General features: G+C 65.6%; 7 protein-coding genes and 1 riboswitch. Of the genes, 2 read left to right on the plus strand and 5 right to left on the minus strand.

The features are described 5' to 3' along the window. Positions 1 to 108 precede the first annotated feature (108 nt). Positions 109 to 1,584 (minus strand): M16 family metallopeptidase, encoded by a 1,476-nt coding sequence (locus ABIE04_RS07930; protein ID WP_354548393.1) that lies wholly within the window; start codon positions 1,582 to 1,584, stop codon positions 109 to 111. Continuing rightward, complete coding sequence (locus ABIE04_RS07935) at positions 1,581 to 2,945, minus strand: M16 family metallopeptidase (RefSeq protein ID WP_354548396.1); 1,365 nt, start codon at positions 2,943 to 2,945, stop codon at positions 1,581 to 1,583. The genes ABIE04_RS07930 and ABIE04_RS07935 overlap by 4 nt, the downstream gene beginning before the upstream one ends. Before the next feature lie 415 nt (positions 2,946 to 3,360). On the opposite strand from ABIE04_RS07935, the gene ABIE04_RS07940 reads away from it, so the two are divergent. After that, positions 3,361 to 7,812 carry an autotransporter-associated beta strand repeat-containing protein gene (locus ABIE04_RS07940; protein WP_354548398.1) on the plus strand — a complete coding sequence of 1,484 codons (4,452 nt, stop codon included), beginning with the start codon at positions 3,361 to 3,363 and terminating at the stop codon, positions 7,810 to 7,812. An 88-nt stretch (positions 7,813 to 7,900) separates the two neighbouring features. Here ABIE04_RS07940 and ABIE04_RS07945 read toward each other — a convergent pair whose 3' ends face one another. The 3 genes from ABIE04_RS07945 to btuB form a co-directional block, all read right to left on the minus strand. After that, positions 7,901 to 11,068 carry an efflux RND transporter permease subunit gene (locus tag ABIE04_RS07945; protein WP_354548400.1) on the minus strand — a complete coding sequence of 1,056 codons (3,168 nt, stop codon included), beginning with the start codon at positions 11,066 to 11,068 and terminating at the stop codon, positions 7,901 to 7,903. Positions 11,069 to 11,228: 160 nt separating this feature from the next. Beyond that, positions 11,229 to 14,402, minus strand: a complete 3,174-nt coding sequence (locus ABIE04_RS07950; RefSeq protein ID WP_354548403.1) for an efflux RND transporter permease subunit — start codon at positions 14,400 to 14,402, stop codon at positions 11,229 to 11,231. A 173-nt stretch (positions 14,403 to 14,575) separates the two neighbouring features. Continuing rightward, positions 14,576 to 16,426: a TonB-dependent vitamin B12 receptor gene (gene btuB, locus ABIE04_RS07955; RefSeq protein ID WP_354549827.1), complete on the minus strand. Its 1,851-nt coding sequence runs from the start codon at positions 16,424 to 16,426 to the stop codon at positions 14,576 to 14,578. Positions 16,427 to 16,560: 134 nt separating this feature from the next. After that, a riboswitch (cobalamin riboswitch) is annotated at positions 16,561 to 16,791 on the minus strand. A gap of 491 nt (positions 16,792 to 17,282) precedes the next feature. Here btuB and ABIE04_RS07960 point away from each other — a divergent pair. Continuing rightward, positions 17,283 to 20,297: a TonB-dependent receptor gene (locus tag ABIE04_RS07960; RefSeq protein WP_354548405.1), complete on the plus strand. Its 3,015-nt coding sequence runs from the start codon at positions 17,283 to 17,285 to the stop codon at positions 20,295 to 20,297. Positions 20,298 to 20,302 lie beyond the last annotated feature (5 nt).

Raw genomic sequence — 20,302 nt, forward strand, 5'->3', positions numbered from 1 at the left:
CCGGGCGAAGCCCCCTTCTTGGTGCGATTTCGGCAACAGATTGTTGCCCCCGCGATGTAAAAACCCCGGCACGATGGCCGGGGTTCGGTGATGACACGGTCAAGACGGTTATTTTCTGCTGCCCGCCGGTTGCAAGGTCGGGCTATCCAGGTCCAGCGCGGTCGACTCCAGCAGCGCGGCCTGCGGATGCGCCTTGCGGATGTCCGCGGCGAACTGCGCGGCGTCGCCGACCACCACCACCGTGCTGGCGCCGGCATCCAGATGCTTGTCCGCGTACTTCTCGATCTGCTTCGGCGTCACCGCCTGCACCTGCGCGATGTACCGGCCGATCTCGTCGAGCGGCACGCCGTACACCGCCAGCTCGCCGACCTGTTCGGCCAGTCCGCTGGTGGTTTCCAGGCTGCGGCCGTAGCCGCCGATCAGTGTGGCCTTGCGCGCGGCCAGTTCGTCGGCGGAAACCCGCGTGCTGCCCAGCCGCTTGAACTCGCCCAGCATCAACTCGACCACCGACGCCGCGGACGGGTTCTTGGTCTGCGCCGAGGCCAGCCACAGGCCGGCGTCGCGCAAGGGCTGCAGCCGGCTGTTGGCGCCGTAGGACAGGCCGCGCTTGATGCGGATTTCCTCATTCAGGCGCGCCGAGTACGAGCCACCGAGCACCGCGTTGGCGACCGTGCCCACGTAGTAGCCGTCATCGCCGCGCGACGGCGCCGCATGTGCCGCGACCACGCCGGCCTGGCCGGCGCCGCGCTGATCGATCAGCAGGACCGCGGGCAGCTGACTGGCGGCCTTGCCCGCCGGCCGCGCCGGCAACGGCGTGGCCGGCTTCGGCCAGTCGCCGAAGCTTGCCTGCGCCAGCTGCTGCGCTTGCGCCGGGGTGATGTCGCCGGCGAGGATCAGGATCGCGTTGTCCGGCCGGTACAGCGCCGCATGCAGCCGTTGCACGTCGGCGCGGCCGATCCGCGCGATCGAGGCCGGCGTGCCGCCGCGCGAATGGCCGTAGGCGCCGTCGCCGAACACGCCGCGGCTGGCCGCCAGCGAAGCCAGCGCGGTGGGCCGGCTCAGCATCAGGCGCAGGTCGTCGATCGCCTGCGCCTGCGCCCGTTTCAACTCGGCCGCACTGAAGTCCGGCTGGCGCACCACTTCCGCCAGCAGGCCCAGCGCCTGCGACAACTTCGGCGTGGTCACGGTGATGCCGACCGCGCTTTCGTCCCAGCCGGCCGCGGCATCCAGCGAACCGCCCAGCGCCTCGGCGGCGGCGGCGATCTGCGGCGCGGTCTTGCCGGCGGCGCCCTTGGTCAGCAGGCTCGCGGTGAGGTCGGCCAGGCCGGCCAGCGGCGGCGGATCCATCTCGCCGCCGCTGCGCAGCACCAGCTGCGCGGTGACCAGCGGCAGACCGGCGCGACGCACGCTGACCACCTGCAACCCGTTCGCCAGGGTTTGCGCCGACGGTGTCGGCACGCTCAGCTGCGGCGCGGGACCGGGCGCCGGCGGCGTGGCCGGAAAGTCGGCCGCCGCGGCGATGCTTGAAGCGATAATGGTGGCCGTAAAGACGGCCAAACGGCAGGCATGCATCCGGCGACTCATTTCACTTCTCCTTTGGCAGCCTGCGGCAGGTAGTCGATGGTGACGCTGTGCGCGCCGGTGACGTACTTCTGCAGCACGCGGTGCACGTCCTGTTCGGTGACTTTCTGCAACGCGGCCAGGTCGGTATTGACGTGTTCCGGATTGCCGTCGATCAGCGCCGCCTGGCCCAGCGCGAACGCCAGGCCCTGCGCGGTCTGGCGCTGCTTCAGCTCGCCGGTCAGCAACTGGGTCTTCACCTTGTCCAGTTCCGCGGCGGGGATCGGCTGGGTCGCCAGCCAGATGATTTCCTCGTGCAGCAGCTTCTCCGCCTCGGCCGGCTGATGGCCACTGGCGAGGATCGCGTAGGCGGTGAACAGGCCCGGACCGACCCGGCCGTCAGCATCTGCGCCGGCCTGCTGGGCGACCTGGTGGCGATACACCAGCGACTGGTATAGCCGCGAGGAATCGCCCTGCGACAGCAGTGCGGCGGCGACCTGCAGCGGGATGCTGTCTGCCGTGTCGGATGCCGGCGGCAGCAGCCAGGTGATCGCCACCGCGGGCAGCGGCGCGGTCTCGCTGGTGACGGTGTAGCGCAGGTTCTTCTTGCGCTTGGGCTCCTGTGCGGTGACCTGCGGGATCGGCGTGGCCGGTTTCGGGATCCAACCGAAGTACTGGTCGACCCAGGCGTCCAGCTGCTCCGGGTCGAAATCGCCGGCGACGATCAAGGTGGCGTTGTCCGGCCGGTAGAAGGTCTTGTGGAACGCGATCACGTCCGGCAACGTGGCCGCCTCCAGGTCCTCGATGCTGCCGATGGTCGGGCGCTTGTACGGATGCACGGCGTACGACTTCGGGTCGATCGCGTTGAACAGCTTGCCGTACGGGTTGGCCAGCACGCTCTGGCGGTACTCCTCCTCCACCACCGCGCGCTCGGACTTGAAGTTCGCCTCGTCCACGTTGAGGTTGGACAGCCGCTCGGCCTCGGCCCACAGCAGGGTCTGCAGGTGGTTGCTCGGCACCACCTCGAAATAGTTGGTGACGTCGTCGCCGGTGGAGGCGTTGTTGGCGCCGCCGACGTCCTCGGTGAGCCGGTCGAACTGCTCGGCGTGCATGTGCTTCGTGCTCTTGAACATCAGGTGCTCGAACAGATGCGCAAAGCCGGAGCGCCCCTGCGGGTCGTCCTTCGAGCCGACGTGGTACCACATCTGCACGGCCACATTGGGGCTGGCGTGATCCTCCACACTGATCACCTGCAAGCCGTTCGGCAGGGTGCGCTGGTGGTACGGAATCGGCGGTATGGTCAGTTCGGCGGCGGCCAGCGGCGGCGATGACAGCACGGTCAGCAGGACGAGCGGGGCGAGCAAGGCAGCCGGGCGCAGACGCATGGGCGGTCCCTTCGTTGGAAAGGGCTCAACCTTAGCAAGTCCGCGCGGGGTGTAAAGCCGGGGGCGTGGCCGCAGGCCAGCGCCTTGGTCGACCGGCTGGTGAGCTGCATGGTTTCGCCGGTCAGCGGGCCGCGGAAGTTGTAGCTGGCATTCCAGCCGCTGATGTCGTAGACGGCCGAGATCAGCCGGCTGATTGATTCTCTCCGTCCTCCCGTCATCACGCTGATCGCCGCGTGGCCGAAGGACGTGTGCATGCACCTGCCGAAGCTGGCGACGATCGCACGGAACGAACAAACCGACGCGTCGTGCCGCAGGATTGCCGGAGGCCCCGTACCCCGAAACCTGAATCTGCCGCAGCGCGCATGGCATTCCGATAATGCTTGCGGCAGGATATTGCGACTTCAGGGGGAAGCACATGGAAAATTTGCAAGGGATGGGCGTGCCGATTCACGGGATCGGCGGCGGCTGGCTTAAGCCGCATGCGATAGCTTTTGCCGTGACGCTGGCACTTGGACTATCGGGCTGTGGTGGTGGGGGTGGCGCAAACGTCAGACCCACATCACCCACACCACCACCGGCAGGCAGCACTGGTTTTACCGGCGGCGAGATCGTCGTCGGTTCCAACGATCTCACCGTATTGTCCGACGATATCGGCGACTCGATCGACCTCATCAAGGGCGGTACCGGCACGCTGATGTTGACCGGCACGAATACTTATACCGGCGGCACCACGATCAACCAGGGCGTATTGCGGATCGGCAATGGCGGCACTACCGGTTCGATCACCGGCAATGTAACGAACAACGCGTTGTTGGTGTTCAACCGCAGCGACAACGTGACCTTCAACGGCATCGTCAGCGGCAAGGGCTCGCTGGAACAGGCCGGCACGGGTGCTCTGATCCTGACGGGCACCAACACTTACACCGGCGACACCACGATCAGTGCCGGCACGTTGCAGATCGGCAATGGTGGCACCGCCGGTTCGATCACCGGCAACGTGATCGACAATGGATCCCTGGTATTCAACCGCAGCGATAACGTGACCTTCAACGGTATCGTCAGCGGCGCCGGTTCGCTGATGCAAGCCGGTACGGGGTCGCTGATCCTCACGGGCGCCAACACATACACCGGCGGCACCACGATCAACCGCGGCACGCTGCAACTCGGTAATGGCGGGACGTCCGGTTCGGTCATCGGCAATGTGACGAACAACGGCTCGCTGGTATTCAACCGCAGCGACGACGTGACCTTCAGCGGCATTGTCAGCGGCACCGGTTCGTTGGAGCAGGCCGGCAGGGGCACGTTGATCCTGACCGGTGCCAACACGTACACCGGCGGCACCACGATCAGCCGCGGCACGCTGCAACTCGGTAATGGCGGGACGTCCGGTTCGGTCATCGGCAATGTGACGAACAACGGCTCGCTGGTATTCAACCGCAGCGACGACGTGACCTTCAGCGGCATTGTCAGCGGCGGCGGTTCGTTGGGGCAGGCCGGCGCAGGGTCGCTGATCCTCACGGGTGCCAACACCTACACCGGTGGCACCACGATCAGCCAAGGCACGTTGCAGCTTGGCAACGGGGGCACCACCGGCTCGATCACCGGCAACGTGATCGACAACGGATCGCTGGTGTTCAACCGCAGCGACAACGTGACCTTCAACGGCATCGTCAGCGGCAGCGGTTCGTTGGTGCAGGCCGGCGCAGGGTCGCTGATCCTCACGGGTGCCAACACCTACACCGGTGACACCACGATCAGCCAAGGCACGTTGCAGCTTGGCAACGGGGGCACCGCCGGCTCGATCACCGGCAACGTGATCGACAACGGATCGCTGGTGTTCAACCGCAGCGACAACGTGACCTTCAACGGCGTCGTCAGCGGCAGCGGCTCACTGGAACAAGCCGGCCAGGGCATACTGATCCTTTCTGGAGTCAACACATATACAGGTGGCACCACCGTGCAAGGTGGCACACTGGAACTCGTCTCGGACGGCGCCGTTGGTACCGGCAGCCTCACGGTGGATAACAGCACTGGTAAAAACGCCACGCTCACGGTCAACAGTGGTGTGTCGCTGGGCAATCACGTCCTATTGAACAATGGCGCAACACTGGACAATGCAGGAGCTATTGTCGACAAACTGGACAGCGCTCCGGTGGAATCCCAAGCTGGCGCTGCAACGGTCCTTAACCACGACGGCGGCAGCATTGCGGGCGGCGCAGTGGGGTTGCTCCTGCACGACGGCGCTATCGTCCGCAACGGGGCTGGAAGCACCATCAGCGGAACCTCTGACGGCGTTGTCGTTTCAGGCGGCGACACGATCACGGTGAGCAACGATGGTGGAAGCATCACCAGTTCCCAAGGCACAGGTCTGTTTTTGGCTGGTTCCTCGATTACCGTTACCAACCGCCTTGGTGGCCTTATAGAAGGGGGGGGAACCGGTATCCATCTGTTCAGCAGCGGCACGGTAGTCAATGAAAGTGGTGGCATCATCAGTGGCAACGGCCTTTACGGTTTTGCCCTGCGGCTGACGCAAGGCGGAAACGTAGTCAACGATGGCGCCATCATCAAAGCCAACGGCGGCGGTACGGGATTGGATTTCTATATCGGCCAGGGCAGTGTCATCAATACCAACGGCGCCATTATTGAAAGCAGTGGCATGGCTATCAACATGTATAGCGACGGCACAGTGACCAATAGCCATGGGAGTACGATCAGCGGAAGCTCCGGCGTTGTAATGGAACATGGGGGTTCGGTTACAAACCAAGGGAATAGCGCAATCAGCGCCTCCGGTCCGTTCGGTGCAGTCGGAATCTCAGGCAATCCTGGTGTCGTGAATAACCTTGACGGCAGTACGATTACCGGCACTTCGATTGCTATATCGCTCCAATATGGCGGCGTGGTGAATAACGGGCTCGGCTCGACCATAGAGGCCAACGGTACACAGAGTGGCGACTGCTCGAATTTTGGCACCTGCGCTATTTTCGTTGCCAAAGACATCTACGATCCTGGAGCCGGCCTGGACCACTCGCTGAATTTGGTCAATACCGGCAACATCATCGGCAACGTTCAGCTGCATCCTGATGCTGCCAACCATGTCACGCTAACCGCCGGCGGCTCGATTCAAGGCGACCTCTTGATGGGCACGAATGCTCAGTCGACCCTGACCTTGGACGGCGACAGTGTGCAGCCGGAGCTTTATTCCAATGGCGTGACCGGCCTCACCATATTTGCCGGAACCCTCATGAAGGAGGGCGCCGGCACCTGGCTTATTGACAGCAACGATTTTTCATCAGTCGTCCAAACCCATATCAACGGAGGGCGATTGCAGGCAACAAAGGTGCTCTCCGGCATAGTCGACGTTGGCCTAGCCGGCACACTGGATGCTGCGCCCGGTGTAGCGGGAACTCTTTCCAATGCTGGCACGGTGGCTGTTCACGGTGGAAATTCGACAGCGGGCAACTATTCGCAATCGTCCACTGGCACATTGGCCGTCAGCCTGGGCAGCAAGCTCGATGTAACCGGCACCGCCACCCTCAGCGGGGGAACGCTGGAGGTGACCGGCGCCGACAGTGGCTATGTAAGCAACACTCACACTGACGTACTTACGGCAGCCGGCGGCGTCACCGGTACCTTCGACCAGTTGGTCAAGGGCGCCGGCGTGGTGTTCACCGCCACCACCATCAACTACGACGCCAACAGCGTGTGGCTGGACACCACCGGCCTCAACGTGACCACGGCGGCCGCGGGCCAGGGCGTGAGCTACACCCCTGCCTCCTTCGGCAGCGCACAGCGCGTGCAAGGCGCCTTCGAGCAGCTGGACGACAAGATCGCAGCCGGCAATCTCACCGATGTGTCGGGTGACTTCCTGCATGCCGCCGGCCAGTTCCAGCAGTCGCCTACCCTGCTGGCCGCGCAGGCCTCGCTGCAAAGCCTGTCCGGCGGGTTGCACGCCGCCAGCGCGGCGCTGACCTTCCAGGCCATCGATGCGTCCAGCCGCGCGTTGTCGGATCGCTTCGACAACCTGCTCGACAAGGGCACCGGCTTCGGCATGTGGATGCGCAACCTCAGCATCGGTGGCGACATGGCGCGCGCCGGCTTCGATGGCGTCGGCTTCCAGTTGAACGGCTGGCTGGTCGGCAGCGACCGCCAGATCGGCCATTCCGGCGTGGCCGGCTACGCGTTTGGCCAGAGCCGGGGCCAGCAGCGGCTGAACCAGAGCTTCGACCACGACAACAGCCGCAGCACCGAAGGCATGATGTACGCGGGCTGGCTCAACGGAAACTGGTACACGCAGGGTCGCGTCGGCTTCGGCCATTTCGAGCAGGATGTCAGTCGGCAGATCCTGCTGGGCGACAGCGTGCAAGGCGTGCGGACCCAGTACAACGGCAACTACAACGTGGCCTACGGCGAGAGCGGGCTGCACTTCGGCCGTGGCGACAGCCACGTCACGCCATTCGTCAACGTGCAGTACGCGCGCATCGATCGCGGCGGCTTCGCCGAACAGGGCGCCGGCGGCTTTGGCCTGCGCAGCAACGCGCAGACGCTGGATCGCTGGCAGGCGGGCCTCGGCGTGCGCGCTGGCCGTCACTGGAACCTGGACGGCGGTCGCGCCGTGGGCTTCAGCGCGCGTGCGCAGTGGCAGCGCACCCTGGCCTCGCATGGCGACGTGTTCAACGCCAGCTTTGTTGGTCTGGAGCAATGGCAGCCGCTGGTCGGCATCGGCCTGTCGCGCTACAGCGGCCTGCTCGGTGTCGGGCTGGATGCAACACTGTCGGCGCATACGACGCTGAAGTTCGGCTACGACTACGAGATGGGCCAACGCGACAAGGCGCAGATGCTGTCGGCGCGCCTGAACGTGGCTTTCTAAGCCCACCGTCGTCGTCGTGGATACAAAGGACGGAGGTAGTTGTCTCGTGCAACTACCTCCGCCTCTTCCATTCACACCAGCCGCATCGCTACGCGGCCTGAGGCTTGCCGAGCTCCTTGAGCCGCTTCTTCTCGGCCCGACGCTCGCGGCGCGCGGCCTTGCGGATCTTGCGGTCGTAATTCCACAGGTAGATCGCCGGCGTGCTGAGCAGGGTCAGCAGCTGTGACACCAGCAGGCCGCCGACGATGGCGATGCCCAGCGGCTGGCGCATTTCCGAGCCGATGCCGAAGCCGATCGCCAGTGGCAGCGCCGCGCCCATCGCGACCAGCGTGGTCATGGTGATCGGGCGGAAGCGCACCAGCGCGGCTTCGCGGATCGCCTCGGGCGCGGACAATCCTCGCTCGCGTTCGGCGACCAAGGCGAAGTCGACCATCAGGATCGCGTTCTTCTTGACGATGCCGATCAGCATCAGGATCGCGATGATCGCCATCATCGAGATCTGCGTCTGGGTCACCAGCATCGCCAGGAACGCGCCGGCGCCGGCCGCCGGCAAGGTGGACAGGATGGTCAGCGGATGGCCGAGGCTTTCGTACAGGATGCCCAGCACGATGTACATCGCCAGGATCGAGCCGAGCAGCAGCACCATGCCGTTGGACTGGGCCTGCTTCAGGCGCTGGTTGGCGCCGGTGAAATCCACCCGCATGCCGGCCGGCAGCTTGGCCGCATAGGCGGCCTGCTCGACCAGCTTCACGCCGACATCCTGGGTGACGTCCTTGGCCAGGTTGTAGCTGATCGTGGCGGCTTCCAGCTGGTTGTGGTGGCGCACGCGCAGCGGGCTGATGTCCGGCTCGATCGTCGCCAGCGCGGACAGCGGGATCATCCGGCCCTGCTCGTTGCGCACGCGCACGTTCAACAGCGACTCCGGGCTCACGCTCTGCGCCGCGCCGGTGCTGAGCACCACCGAGTACTGGTTGATGTCGGAATAGATCTGCGACACCTGGCGCTGGCCGAACGCGTTGTACAGCGCCGAGTCGATCGTGCCGATGCCCACGTGCAGACGCCCGGCCGCCTCGCGGTCGATCTTCAGCAGCTGCTGCTTGCCGACCTGGTCGAAGTTGCTGCCGACGTCGCGGAATTCCTTGATGGTGCGCAGCTGCCGCACCATCTTCAGCGCCCACGGCTGCAGGTCGTCGCCGTTGGTGCTGATCAGCTGGAACTCGTACTGGCCACCGCCGTCGCCGCTGCCGCCGCCACCGAGGAACTGCGCGGCGCTGACCGAGACCTTCACGCCGGGCATCTTGTCGTACTGCTTCGACAGGCGCTCGACCACCTGCTTGATGCCTTCGTCGCGCTGGCCCGGCCCACTGCCATGCGGCTTCAGGTCGACGAACATCTGCGCACTGTTGCCCACCGCGCCACCGCCGCCGCCATCGCGGCCGAGCATGGTCAGCTGGTCGAGCACGGCCGGATCGGCCTGCATGATCTTCGCCACGGCCAGCGTGCGCTCGGTCATCTGCGCCGGGGAGATGTTGGCGTCGGCATTGATGTCGACCTGCAGCTGGCCGGTGTCCTCGTCCGGCATGAAGGTGCCGCCGGCGGTCTTGGCCACCGCGAAGCCGAGCGCGAAGGTCAGGATGAGCAGGGTCAGCGGCTGCCAGCGCATGATCCGGCGATGGTGCATCGCCCAGTCCAGCGCACGCGCGTAGATGCGCAGCAGGTTGCGGTCGAAATTCTCCACCGCCCGCTCGATCCGCCCGGGCGGCTTGCTGCGCTCCGGCTCGTGGGTCAGCAGGTAGGCGCACAGCGCCGGCGTCAGCGTCAGCGAGACCAGCGCGGAGATCACCACCGCCGCGGTCAGGGTCACCGAAAACTCGCGCAGCAGCATCACCAGCATGTTGTTGCCGAACAGCAGCGGCGCGAACACCGCCACCAGCGACAAGGTGATCGAGATCACCGTGAAGCCGATCTCGCGCACGCCGGCGAGCGCTGCCTGCATCGGCGGCTCGCCGCGCTCCATGTGGCGCACGATGTTCTCGATCACCACGATCGCGTCGTCCACCACGAAGCCGATGCACAGCACCAGCGCCACCAGCGACAGCGTGTTGAGCGTGTAGCCGAGCGTCCACATCACCACGAACGCGCCGGCCAGCGACAGCGGTACGCTCAGCGTGGCGATCAGGGTCGGGCGCAGCCGGCGCAGGAACACCAGCATCACCAGCACCACCATCACGATCGAGATCAACAGCGCCACCTGCACCTCGTGCAGCGCGGACTTGGTGGTCTGGGTGAGGTCGAACACCGGCGTCATCGTCACGTTTTGCGGCAGCGAGGCGCGCAGTTGCGGCAGCCTGGCGCGGATCGCCTCCACCGTGGCCACCGCGTTCGCCTCCGGCCGCTTGCTGATCTGCAGGCCGACCGCGCGCGCGTCGTTGAACCAGGCCGCCTGGTACTCGTCCTGCTGGCCGCCGTAGACCCGCGCCACGTCGGACAGCCGCACCGGGGTGCCGTTCTTCACCGAGATCAGCAGGCGCGCGAACTCGGCCGGCGTCTGCAGGCCGTCGCTGGCGCTCACCGTCATCTGCGTGCGGCCGTTGCTCAGCGTGCCCTGCGGTGAGGTGACGTTGGCCGCGCGCAGCGCGTTGGCCACGTCGTTGGTGGTGAGGCCCTTCGCCGCCAGCGCGTTGTTGTCCAGCTCGATCCGCACCGCATGCGGCGTGCCGCCGAACACCTGCACCTGCGCCACGCCGTCGATCTGCGCCACGGCGGGCTTCAGCATGGTGTCGGCGAGGTCGAACAGCTGGTCCTGCGGCAGGCCGGTCGAAGTCAGCGTGAGGAACAGGATCGGGATCTGCGCGGTGTCGAACTTGAAGTACTGCGGCGGCGACGGCATGCCGCTGGGCAAGTCGACCGCAGCCGCATTGATCGCCGCCTGCACGTCGCGCGCGGCGCTGTCGGCGGTGCGGTCGAAGGTGAAGCGCACCATCACCGAAGCCTGGCCCTCGCTGGCGTTGCCGTACATCTCGTCGACTCCGGGAATGCGCCCCAGGTGCCGTTCCAGCGGCGCCAGCACGGTGTTCGCCATGGTCTGCGCACTGGCGCCGGGCTGGCTGGCCACCACGTAGACGCCGGGAAAATCCAGCGACGGCAGCGCGGCCACGCCGAGCAGCAGGTACGCCCACAGCCCGGCCAGCATCAGGCCGAGCGCGAGCAGCGAGGTGCCGACCGGGCGGCGGATGAGCGGGGCGAAGATGTTCATGGTGCTTCCGTCCACCGGTGCGGACGCAGACTGCAGCAGCGCAGGGATGGCGAGGATAGGGCAAGAGTTCCGTTCATGCCCACTTTATGCCCTTTGGCACGTCCCGACGTATGTGCCTGAAGTCCACACCCTGCCGGAAGACAGGGGGTGGCCGCCGCGACTATTTCGGCAAGGCCGGCATCTGCTGCTGCAGTATCCGCTGGCGTTTGATCTCGGCCCGCAGCTGACGCCGCGCGGCCTTGCGCTGGCGGTGGTCGTGCTGCCACAGGTAGATCGCCGGCGTGCTCAGCAAGGTCAGCAGCTGCGACACGAACAGGCCGCCGAGGATGGCGATGCCGAGCGGTTGGCGCATCTCCGAACCGTAGCCGAAGCCGATCGCCAGCGGCAGCGCCGCGCCCATCGCGACCAGGGTGGTCATGGTGATCGGGCGGAAGCGCACCAGCGCCGCCTCGCGGATCGCCTGCGGTGGCGGCATGCCGCGGTCGCGTTCGGCGACCAGGGCGAAGTCGACCATCAGGATCGCGTTCTTCTTGACGATGCCGATCAGCATCAGGATCGCGATCACCGACATCAGGGTCAGCTGGGTATGCGTGACCAGCATCGCCAGGAACGCGCCCATGCCGGCGGCCGGCAGGGTGGAAAGGATGGTCAGCGGGTGGATCAGGCTCTCGTACAGGATGCCCAGCACTACGTACATCACCAGGATCACCGCCAGCAGCATGACCAGCGCGTTGTTCAGCGCATCGACCAGGTTCTTGTTGTCGCCGGAATACTTCTTCTGCACGCCGGGCGGCAGCTGCGCGGCGAACATCGCCTGGTCGACCAGCTTCAGGCCATCCGCCTGGGTGATGCCCTTGGCCAGGTTGTAGTTGATCGCGGCCGATTCGAGCTGGTCGTCGTGGTTGACGGTGGCCGGTGCGATGTGCGGCTGGATCCTTGCCAGCGCGGACAGCGGGATCATCTGCCCCTGCGAATTGCGCACATAGGTATTGAGCAGGGTGGCCGGGCTCAGTGACTCGGCGCTGCTGGCGGTGATCACCACGTGGTACTGGTTGATGTCCGAGTAGATGGTGGAGACCGGCGTCTGGCTGAACGCGTTCGCCAGCGCCGTGTCCACCTGGGCCAGGCTCACGTGCAGCCGCGCGGCGGCGCTGCGGTCCACCTGCAGCATCTGCTGCTTGCCGATGCTGTCGAAGCTGGTGCTGACGTTGCGGAACTGCTTCATGCCGCGCATCACCCGCGCCAGCTTCAGGGTGGGCTGCTGCAGCGGCGTGCCGTCCAGGCTGCTGAGCTGGAACGCATATTGCCCCTTGCCGCCGCCACCGCCGCCACCACCGCCGATGAACTGGTTGACGCTGAGCGACACGTCCAGGTCCGGCACGTTCTTGAAATACTTGTCCAGCCGGTCGACCACCGCCTGCGCCGCGACGTGGCGGTCGCCGGGCCGGTCGCCAAGCGGCCTCAGGTCGACGAACAGGCTGGACTGGTTGCCGACCGCGCCGCCCGCGTTGTTGCCGCCGAGGAAGGTGGAGACGTCGCGCACCGCCGGATCGGCCTGGACCTTCGCCGCCACCTCCTGCGTGCGCCTGGCCAGCAGGGTGGGCGAGATGTTGGCGTCGGCGGTGATGCTCACCTGCAGCAGGCCGGTGTCCTCCTTCGGCATCAGGCCACCGCCGGCGGTCATCACCACCACGACCGCCAGGCCGATGGTGAGCGCCAGCAGGATCAGCGGCTGCCAGCGCATGATCCGGCGATGGTGCATCGCCCAGTCCAGCGCGCGCTCGTAGATGCGCAGCATGCCGTTGTCGAAACGCTCGGCCAGGCGCTCCAGCCGCCCCGGCGTGCGCGAGCCCGCGGGTTCGTGCGCCAGCCAGGCGCCGCACAGCGCCGGGGTGAGCGTCAGCGAGACCAGCGCCGAGATCACGATGGTGGCGATCAGGGTCACCGAGAACTCGCGCATCAGCATGGTGAACATGTTGTTGCCGAACACCATCGGCCCGAACACCGCGATCAGCGACAGCGTGATCGAGATCACCGTGAAGCCGATCTCGCGCACGCCATGCAGCGCGGCCTGCAGCGGCGGCTCGCCGCGCTCCATGTGGCGCACGATGTTCTCGATCACCACGATCGCGTCGTCCACCACGAAACCCACGCACAGCACCAGCGCCACCAGCGAGAAGATGTTGAGGGTGAAGCCGAGCATCCACATCGCCACGAACGCGCCGGCCAGCGACAGCGGCACGCTGAACATCGCGATCACGGTGGGCCGCAGCCGGCGCAGGAACACCAGCATCACCAACGCCACCATCACGATGCCCATCAGCAGCGCCACCTCCACCTCGTGCAGCGCCGACAGGGTGGTCGGGGTGAAGTCGAAGATCGGAGTGATCGTCGCGTCGGCCGGAAGCAGCCCGCGCAGTTCGGGCAAGCGCGCACGGATCGCCATCACGGTGGCCACCGCGTTGGCCTCCGGCCGCTTGTTGATCTGCATCACCACCGCGCGCTGGCCGTTGAACCACGCCGCGGCGTACTTGTCTTCCTGGCCGCTGCTGATCGTGGCCACGTCGGCCAGCCGCACCGGTACGCCGTTGTGGCTGGCGACCACCAGCGCGGCGAAATCCTGCGCCGTGTGCAGCGCGTCGTTGGCGCTCACCGTCATGCGCGTGACGCCGTTGCTGAGCGTGCCCTGTGGCGAGGTGACGTTGGCGGCGCGCAGCGCATTCGCCACGTCGTTGGCGGTGATGCCCATGCCCACCAGCGCGCTGGTGTTCAGCACGATGCGTACCGCATGCGGCGTGCCGCCGCTCACCTGCACCTGGGCCACGCCGGGGATCTGCGCCACCGCCGGCTTCAGCAAGGTGTCGGTGAGGTCGTACAGCCGGTCCGGCGGCAGACTGGCGGAGGTCAGCGAGACCAGCAGCACCGGGATCTGCGAGGTGTCGAACTTGAAGTATCCGGGCGGCGGCAGGCCGGTCGGCAGGTCCGGCGCCGCCGCGTTGATCGCCGCCTGCACGTCGCGCGCGGCCTTGTCGGCACTGCGGTCCATGTTGAACAGGACCTGGATCTGCGCGCCGCCCTCGCTGGCGCTGGAGGACATCTGCCGCACCCCGGGGATGCGCCCGAGATGGCGTTCCAGCGGCGCCACCACGGTCGAGGCCATGGTCTGCGCACTGGCGCCGGGCATCTGCGCAAACACCGCCACGCCGGGGAACTCGATCGACGGAAACGCCGCCACGCCGAGCAGCAGATACGACCACAGCCCGGCCAGCATCAGCCCGAGCGCAAGCAATGAGGTGCCAACGGGCCGGCGGACCAGCGGTGCGAAGATGTTCAAGCGGCCTCCCTGGTGCGCAAGCATGGCGGGAGCGCCGGGGGCGCGGCCAGGGACGTTGCGGGTGTTCCATTCATGCCGACGTTATGCCAGTTGTCGCAGTCCTTGTGTATGTGCCTGAAGTCCACCCGCATGCAGAAACCCGCTGTCGGGCTCCTGCATGCACGGCATCGGGATCAGCGTCCGGCGGGACTGTAGCGCAGGGTCAGGAACGCGCTGCGGCCGGGCTGGTTGAAGTACCAGACGGTCTCGTAGTGGCGGTCGAACACGTTCGCCAGCCGCGCCTCGACCTGCCAGTCCGGCGCGAAATGCCAGCTGGCGCGCAGGTCGGTGCTGGCGTAGCCACCCAGCGGATGGCGGTTGGCCGCATCGTCGTAGCTGCGCCCGGCCGCGTTGACGGTGGCGCCGACGCCGAATGCGCCGAAGCGCCGGTCCAGGTCCACTCGTGCGGTGCGTCCGGGCCGGCGCGGCAGGGTGCGGCCGTCGTTGATCCCACCGTCCTCGTTGCGCGGCTGCAGCCAGCCCAGGTAGGCCTGCAGCCGCCAGCCGGCGAGGTTCGCGCCGAACTGTCCTTCCACGCCGCGGATGCGCGCCTTGCTGATATTGGACGGGAAGTAGTTGCTGTCCAGCGCGATCAACTGGTCGATGCGGGTCTGGTAGGCGTTCAACGCCCAGTTCCACGTGCCCTGCTGTTGGCTCAGGCCCAGTTCGGCGCTGCGCGATTTTTCCGGCTTCAGGTCCGGATTGCCGCTGCCGTACGGGTAGTACAGGTCGTTGAAGGTGGGCGCATGGAACGCGCTGCCGTAGCTGGCGGACAGGCGCAGGCCATGCTCGAAGCGGTAGCCCCACGCCGCAGCGCCGGTGTTGTGGTTGCCGAACTGGCCGTTGTGGTCGCGCCGCGCCGACAGCTGCACTTCGTTGCGGCCGAACGTGCCCTGGTACTGCACGTAGCCGCCGGTATTGTTGCGGCGGCTGGCGAGGAAGCCGGTGTCGCTGTCGATGTGCTCGCCCTGCCAGTCGACGCCCAGGGTCAGCAGCTGGTTGCTGGCCACGCTCAGGTCGTTCTGCCACGACGCCTGGTTGCGCCGCGAGTAGATGTAGCCGACGAAGTCCCGGTTCTCGTAGTTGTCGTAGCGGTCCAGGTTCTGGCCCACGCTCAGCGTCGTCTTCCACGCTTCCAGCGGATTGAAGCTGAAAGTGCTGCCGGCGACCTGCTGCAGGGTGCGGCTGCGGTTCTGGTAGCTGCCGTCGAAATGGATCTCGCCGAGGCTGCGCAGCCAGGTGCCGGTGAGTTCGGCGCCGTCGTCCCAGCGGTAGCCGCCGCTGGCGCTGAGGTTCTTGTTGCGGTAGGCGTCACGGTCCGGCTCGTCGGTGAAGCAGCCGGCGAACACCACGCCGGCGCCGATGCGGCAGGCATTGATGCCGCGGGTGTACTGCGCGCCGACGCCGAGGTTGTACCAGGCGTGCTCGCTGCCGCCGGACAGTCCGGCCTGGCCGCGCAGCAGGTTGTTGCTGCCGGTGGTCACGCTGAACGAGGGCTGCAGGCCGCCATCGCGCGTACCCCGGCGGGTGAAGATCTGGATCACTCCACCGATCGCGTCGGCGCCGTACAGGCTCGAGCGCGGACCGCGCACGATCTCGATGCGCTCGATCTGCTCGACCGGAATCTGCTCGAACGCCGCCAACCCGGCGCTGACCGAAGCCACCCGCACGCCATCGACCAGCAGCAAGGTATGGGTGGAATTGGTGCCGCGCATGAACAACGAAGTCTGCTGGCCGTAACCGCCGGTGTTGGCGAAGCTCATTCCGGGTAGCCCGGCCAGCAGATCCGGCACCGACAGCGGCTGCAGCCGCTCGATGTCGGCACGGGTGATCACGCTGACCGACGACAGCGCCTCGTCGGCGGTGATCGCGGTGCGCGTGGCGGTGACGATCACCGGCGCCAGCGCCGATGCATCGCTCTGGTCGGCGGCCTGCGCGGCCACCGTGCAACTGAGCAGCGCCGCTGCCAGCAGGGACTTCTTCATCATGTTCGTTCCTCTACGCCGCGCACCCGCGCACGGCTCATGTGTTCAATGAGCTGACGGCAAGCGGGGAAGGAAGACGGAACGACGGGCAGGCGGGATCGACCGACACGTGGTTCGGCCTCGCCCACCGCGAGCCACCAGGAATCGTTCGGGCCGGTCTCCGGGCTGGCGAGTGGCGCGCGGTCGTCCGCATGCCTTGAACGGCGCCTTCCCGTGCCATGCACAGTGGCGTTCGCCGCTCGTGATCTCGCTTACCGTTGCGGGGGCAGCGCCGGCCTTGCAGTGTGATCGCACACCACGCACCGGCTTCCCGTTTCATCCTTCCGGCAACGCGCCGTCGGGACACCTGAACCGCGCAACTCTACCGCCGGCATGAAGTTCACGCAAATCGAACCCCCGTTAAAAGGGCGTTTTCAGGCGATCACCCCCAATTGTTCTGATTACCGACAGCATTATCGAATGCTCCATCCTAAAACGAGAATCAAGGAAACAATAATCGCAAATTATTACCGATCACGGAGTCAAAAATCGTAACTTCTTACTAATTGGTGATAATCATAAAGATTTTGTTGACGTCAGTATTTATGTCGCTTTATGTTCGGATAGCAAGCTGCTGGATGTCGTGGATACAGGGCGAGGCATGAGGCTCTATGCCTGGTTGACGGAACAATTGGCGGCTGCCAGCACGCATCCGGCTTGCTTATCGATGAACTGATCGAATTACGTCACTTGGCCTTCGGGCCTTTCACTCTGGGGAGATTCGTTACCAATGAGCAGTCATAACAAAATCCACAATCCGAGGTGGCGCCACACCGCTCTCGCGGTGGCGCTGAGCATGAGCCTTGGCGGTGTCGCCATGGCACAGTCCACCACGGGTTCCATATTCGGCCAGGCGCCGGCAGCCGCGGGCGAAACCGTCAGCGCCAGCAACGCGTCTGGCCTGACGCGCGAGGTGGCTGTCGACAGCTCGGGGCGTTTCCAGATCAGCAACGTGCCGGTCGGCGTCTATACGGTCACGCTCAAGAAGGACGGCGCCGTCGTTGATTCGCGCAAGGTGTCCTTGGCGCCCGGCGCCGGCACTGCCGTCACGTTCAGCGCCGAAACGACGTCGCTGAGCGCGGTGACCGTCTCGGCCAATGCGCTGCCTGCCATCGACGTCTCCAGCGTCAGTTCGAGCACGGTCATCACCGCCGCCGACCTGCGGAAACTGCCGATCAGCCGCAACGCGGAATCCATCGCTCTCCTCGCTCCGGGTACGGTGAAGGGCAGCGGCTTCTTCGGCAACGCAGTCGCCTTCGGCGGCTCGAGCGTGTCCGAGAACGCCTACTACGTGAACGGCTACAACACCGGCGAGCCGTACAAGAACCTGGGCGGCTTTGCGCTGCCCTATGGTGCGATCGACCAGCAGGAAACCCTGACCGGCGGCTACAGCGCCAAGTACGGTCGCTCCGACGGTGGCGTGATCAACCAGCTCGGCAAGCGCGGCACCAACGAATGGCACTTCGGTGCCCAGGTGGTCTGGCAGCCGCGATTCCTCGAGGCAACCCCGGTCAACAACCGCTATGGCAATCCGGCGATTCCGGCGGACGTGGTCAACCCGAACAGCCCGGATGGCTACACGCATTACCAGCTGGAAGATCCAAGCAAGCCGGGTACGCTCAACCAGTACCGCAACGACAATAAGCAGTGGGAAACAACCTACTCCGCCTACGTCGGCGGTCCGCTGATCCAGGACAAGCTGTTCATGTTCCTGGCAGCCGAGACCACCAAGGACCAGATCACCAACGTGGAATCGGCGGCCAACCAGAAGGTCCAGTATCTGCGTGACAAGAACACCAAGTTCTACGGCAAGCTGGACTGGAACATCACCGACAGCAACGTCCTGGAACTGACGGCGCTGAAACAGAACCAGTCCAACGGTGCGGGCAAGACTTATCAATTCGACAACAGCACGCTGAAGTCCGGGGCATTCTCCAACAACAACGATGTGACCAAGGACAACGCGCAGTTCTACCTGGGCCACTTCACCAGCTACATCACCGACTCGGCCACGCTGAGCATCCTGTACGGCAAGGCCCACTTCCAGGATCCGGTCGTCTACGGCAACACCAGCCCGCTGCCGTTCATCTCGCGCCCCTACAACCAGAACCCGGCCTTCCTGCCGCCGGGTACGGGGCCGAACGGCATCGTCAACGCCCAGGGCAATACCACCTGGACCTCGCCGAAGGCGAGCAACAGCACCCACGGCCTGCGCGTCGACTTCGACTACAAGCTGGGCGATCACGACCTCGCCGTCGGTATCGACAACATGAGCTACGGGGCCAAGAACCAGGGCCCGGACAACCAGAATCCGTTCAACCCGGCGGTGAACTACTACTGGCGCTACGCACCTGTCTCCACCACGTACCCCAACGGCCGCGTGCAGAAGCGCACCATCGGCTGGGCCACCAGTATGACGATGACCCAGAAGGCCTACTACCTGCAGGATGACTGGCAGGTCAGTTCCAACGTGCTGCTGAACATCGGTATCCGCAACGACCATTTCACCAACTACAACGACGTGGGCAAGGCGTTCGTCGACGAGAAGAACCAGTGGGAGCCCCGCATCGGCGCCAGCTGGGACGTGAATGGCGACTCCTCGTTCAAGATCTACGGCAACGTGGGCCGCTACTACCTCGCGCTGCCGGACAACGCGGCCGAGCGTGCGGCGAACCGGTCGACCTACCTCACCCAGTACTTCACCTATACCGGCATCGACGCGAACGGCGTGCCGACGGGCGTGGCACCACTGGCCGATCCCACGTCGCCGGATGGCGAATACGGCCTGCCCAAGGACCCGCAGCAGGTCACCGCGCGCAACCTGAAGCCGGAGTACGTGGATGAGTTCATCGCCGGCTTCGACAAGAAGCTCAACGACGAGTGGACCTATGGCGCCAAGGCCATGTGGCGCGACCTGAAGACGGCGATCGACGACGAGTGCCAGCCGGGGCAGATCGCCAACAAGATGATCGCCATGGGCGTGGACCCCGCCAAGGTCGACCCCAACAATCCTGATGCCGACTACTACAATTCACTGTACGGCGCCTCCTACTGCCGCCTGATCAACCCCGGCCTGACCAACACCATGCTGGTGACCTCGCAGAACGCCACCAGCAGCAGCATGACCGTGTCGATGACCCAGAAGGACTGGGGCTACATCAATAGCGTCCGGCGCAAGATCGGCTCGCTGAACCTGTACCTGGAGCATCCGTTCGACGGCAAGTGGATGGCTCGCCTCGATTACACCTGGAGCCGCGGCTTCGGCAACACCGAGGGCCAGGTGCGCTCCGACTTCGGCCAGGGCGACGTATCCAAGACCGAGGACTGGGACAGCTGGCAGCTGATGGACGGCCAGGACGGCGATCTGGCCAATGTACGCAAGCACCAGATCCGATTCCGCGGCGCCTACCAGATCACCCCTGAATGGCTGGTCTCCGGCACGCTGTTGGCCCAGTCCGGTACGCCGAAGGAATGCCTGGGTTACTACGGCACCGATGGCGTCGGCGACCCGACCGGCTACAACAACGGCGGCAGCGGCAACTACCACTGGTGCCATGGTGTTCGCATCCCGCCGGGCAAGGCTGGCCACACCCCGTGGACCGAGCAGGTCAACCTCGGCGTGCACTACGCGCCGGCGTTTGCCGATCACAAGCTGGGCTTCAACCTGGACGTGATCAACGCACTGAACCAGCAGCGGCCGATCCAGACGGACGCAGCGGGTGAAAGTGCATTCGATGGTGTCAATACCGTCTTCGTCAACAACAGCTACGGCGACGGGATCTATTGGCAGCCGCCGCGCACGGTGCGTCTGTCGGTCCAGTACGACTACTGATAGCT

The sequence above is a fragment of the Rhodanobacter soli genome, assembly GCF_040548735.1.
Classification (GTDB): domain Bacteria; phylum Pseudomonadota; class Gammaproteobacteria; order Xanthomonadales; family Rhodanobacteraceae; genus Rhodanobacter; species Rhodanobacter soli_A.

What these genes read in the sequence shown, in the direction of transcription:
- ABIE04_RS07945 (WP_354548400.1), bottom strand. Translation starts at nt 11,068, where the DNA reads ATGAACATCTTCGCCCCGCTCATCCGCCGCCCGGTCGGCACCTCGCTG.
- ABIE04_RS07940 (WP_354548398.1), top strand. Translation starts at nt 3,361, where the DNA reads ATGGAAAATTTGCAAGGGATGGGCGTGCCGATTCACGGGATCGGCGGC.
- btuB (WP_354549827.1), bottom strand. Translation starts at nt 16,426, where the DNA reads ATGAAGAAGTCCCTGCTGGCAGCGGCGCTGCTCAGTTGCACGGTGGCC.
- ABIE04_RS07960 (WP_354548405.1), top strand. Translation starts at nt 17,283, where the DNA reads ATGGCACAGTCCACCACGGGTTCCATATTCGGCCAGGCGCCGGCAGCC.
- ABIE04_RS07935 (WP_354548396.1), bottom strand. Translation starts at nt 2,945, where the DNA reads ATGCGTCTGCGCCCGGCTGCCTTGCTCGCCCCGCTCGTCCTGCTGACC.
- ABIE04_RS07930 (WP_354548393.1), bottom strand. Translation starts at nt 1,584, where the DNA reads ATGAGTCGCCGGATGCATGCCTGCCGTTTGGCCGTCTTTACGGCCACC.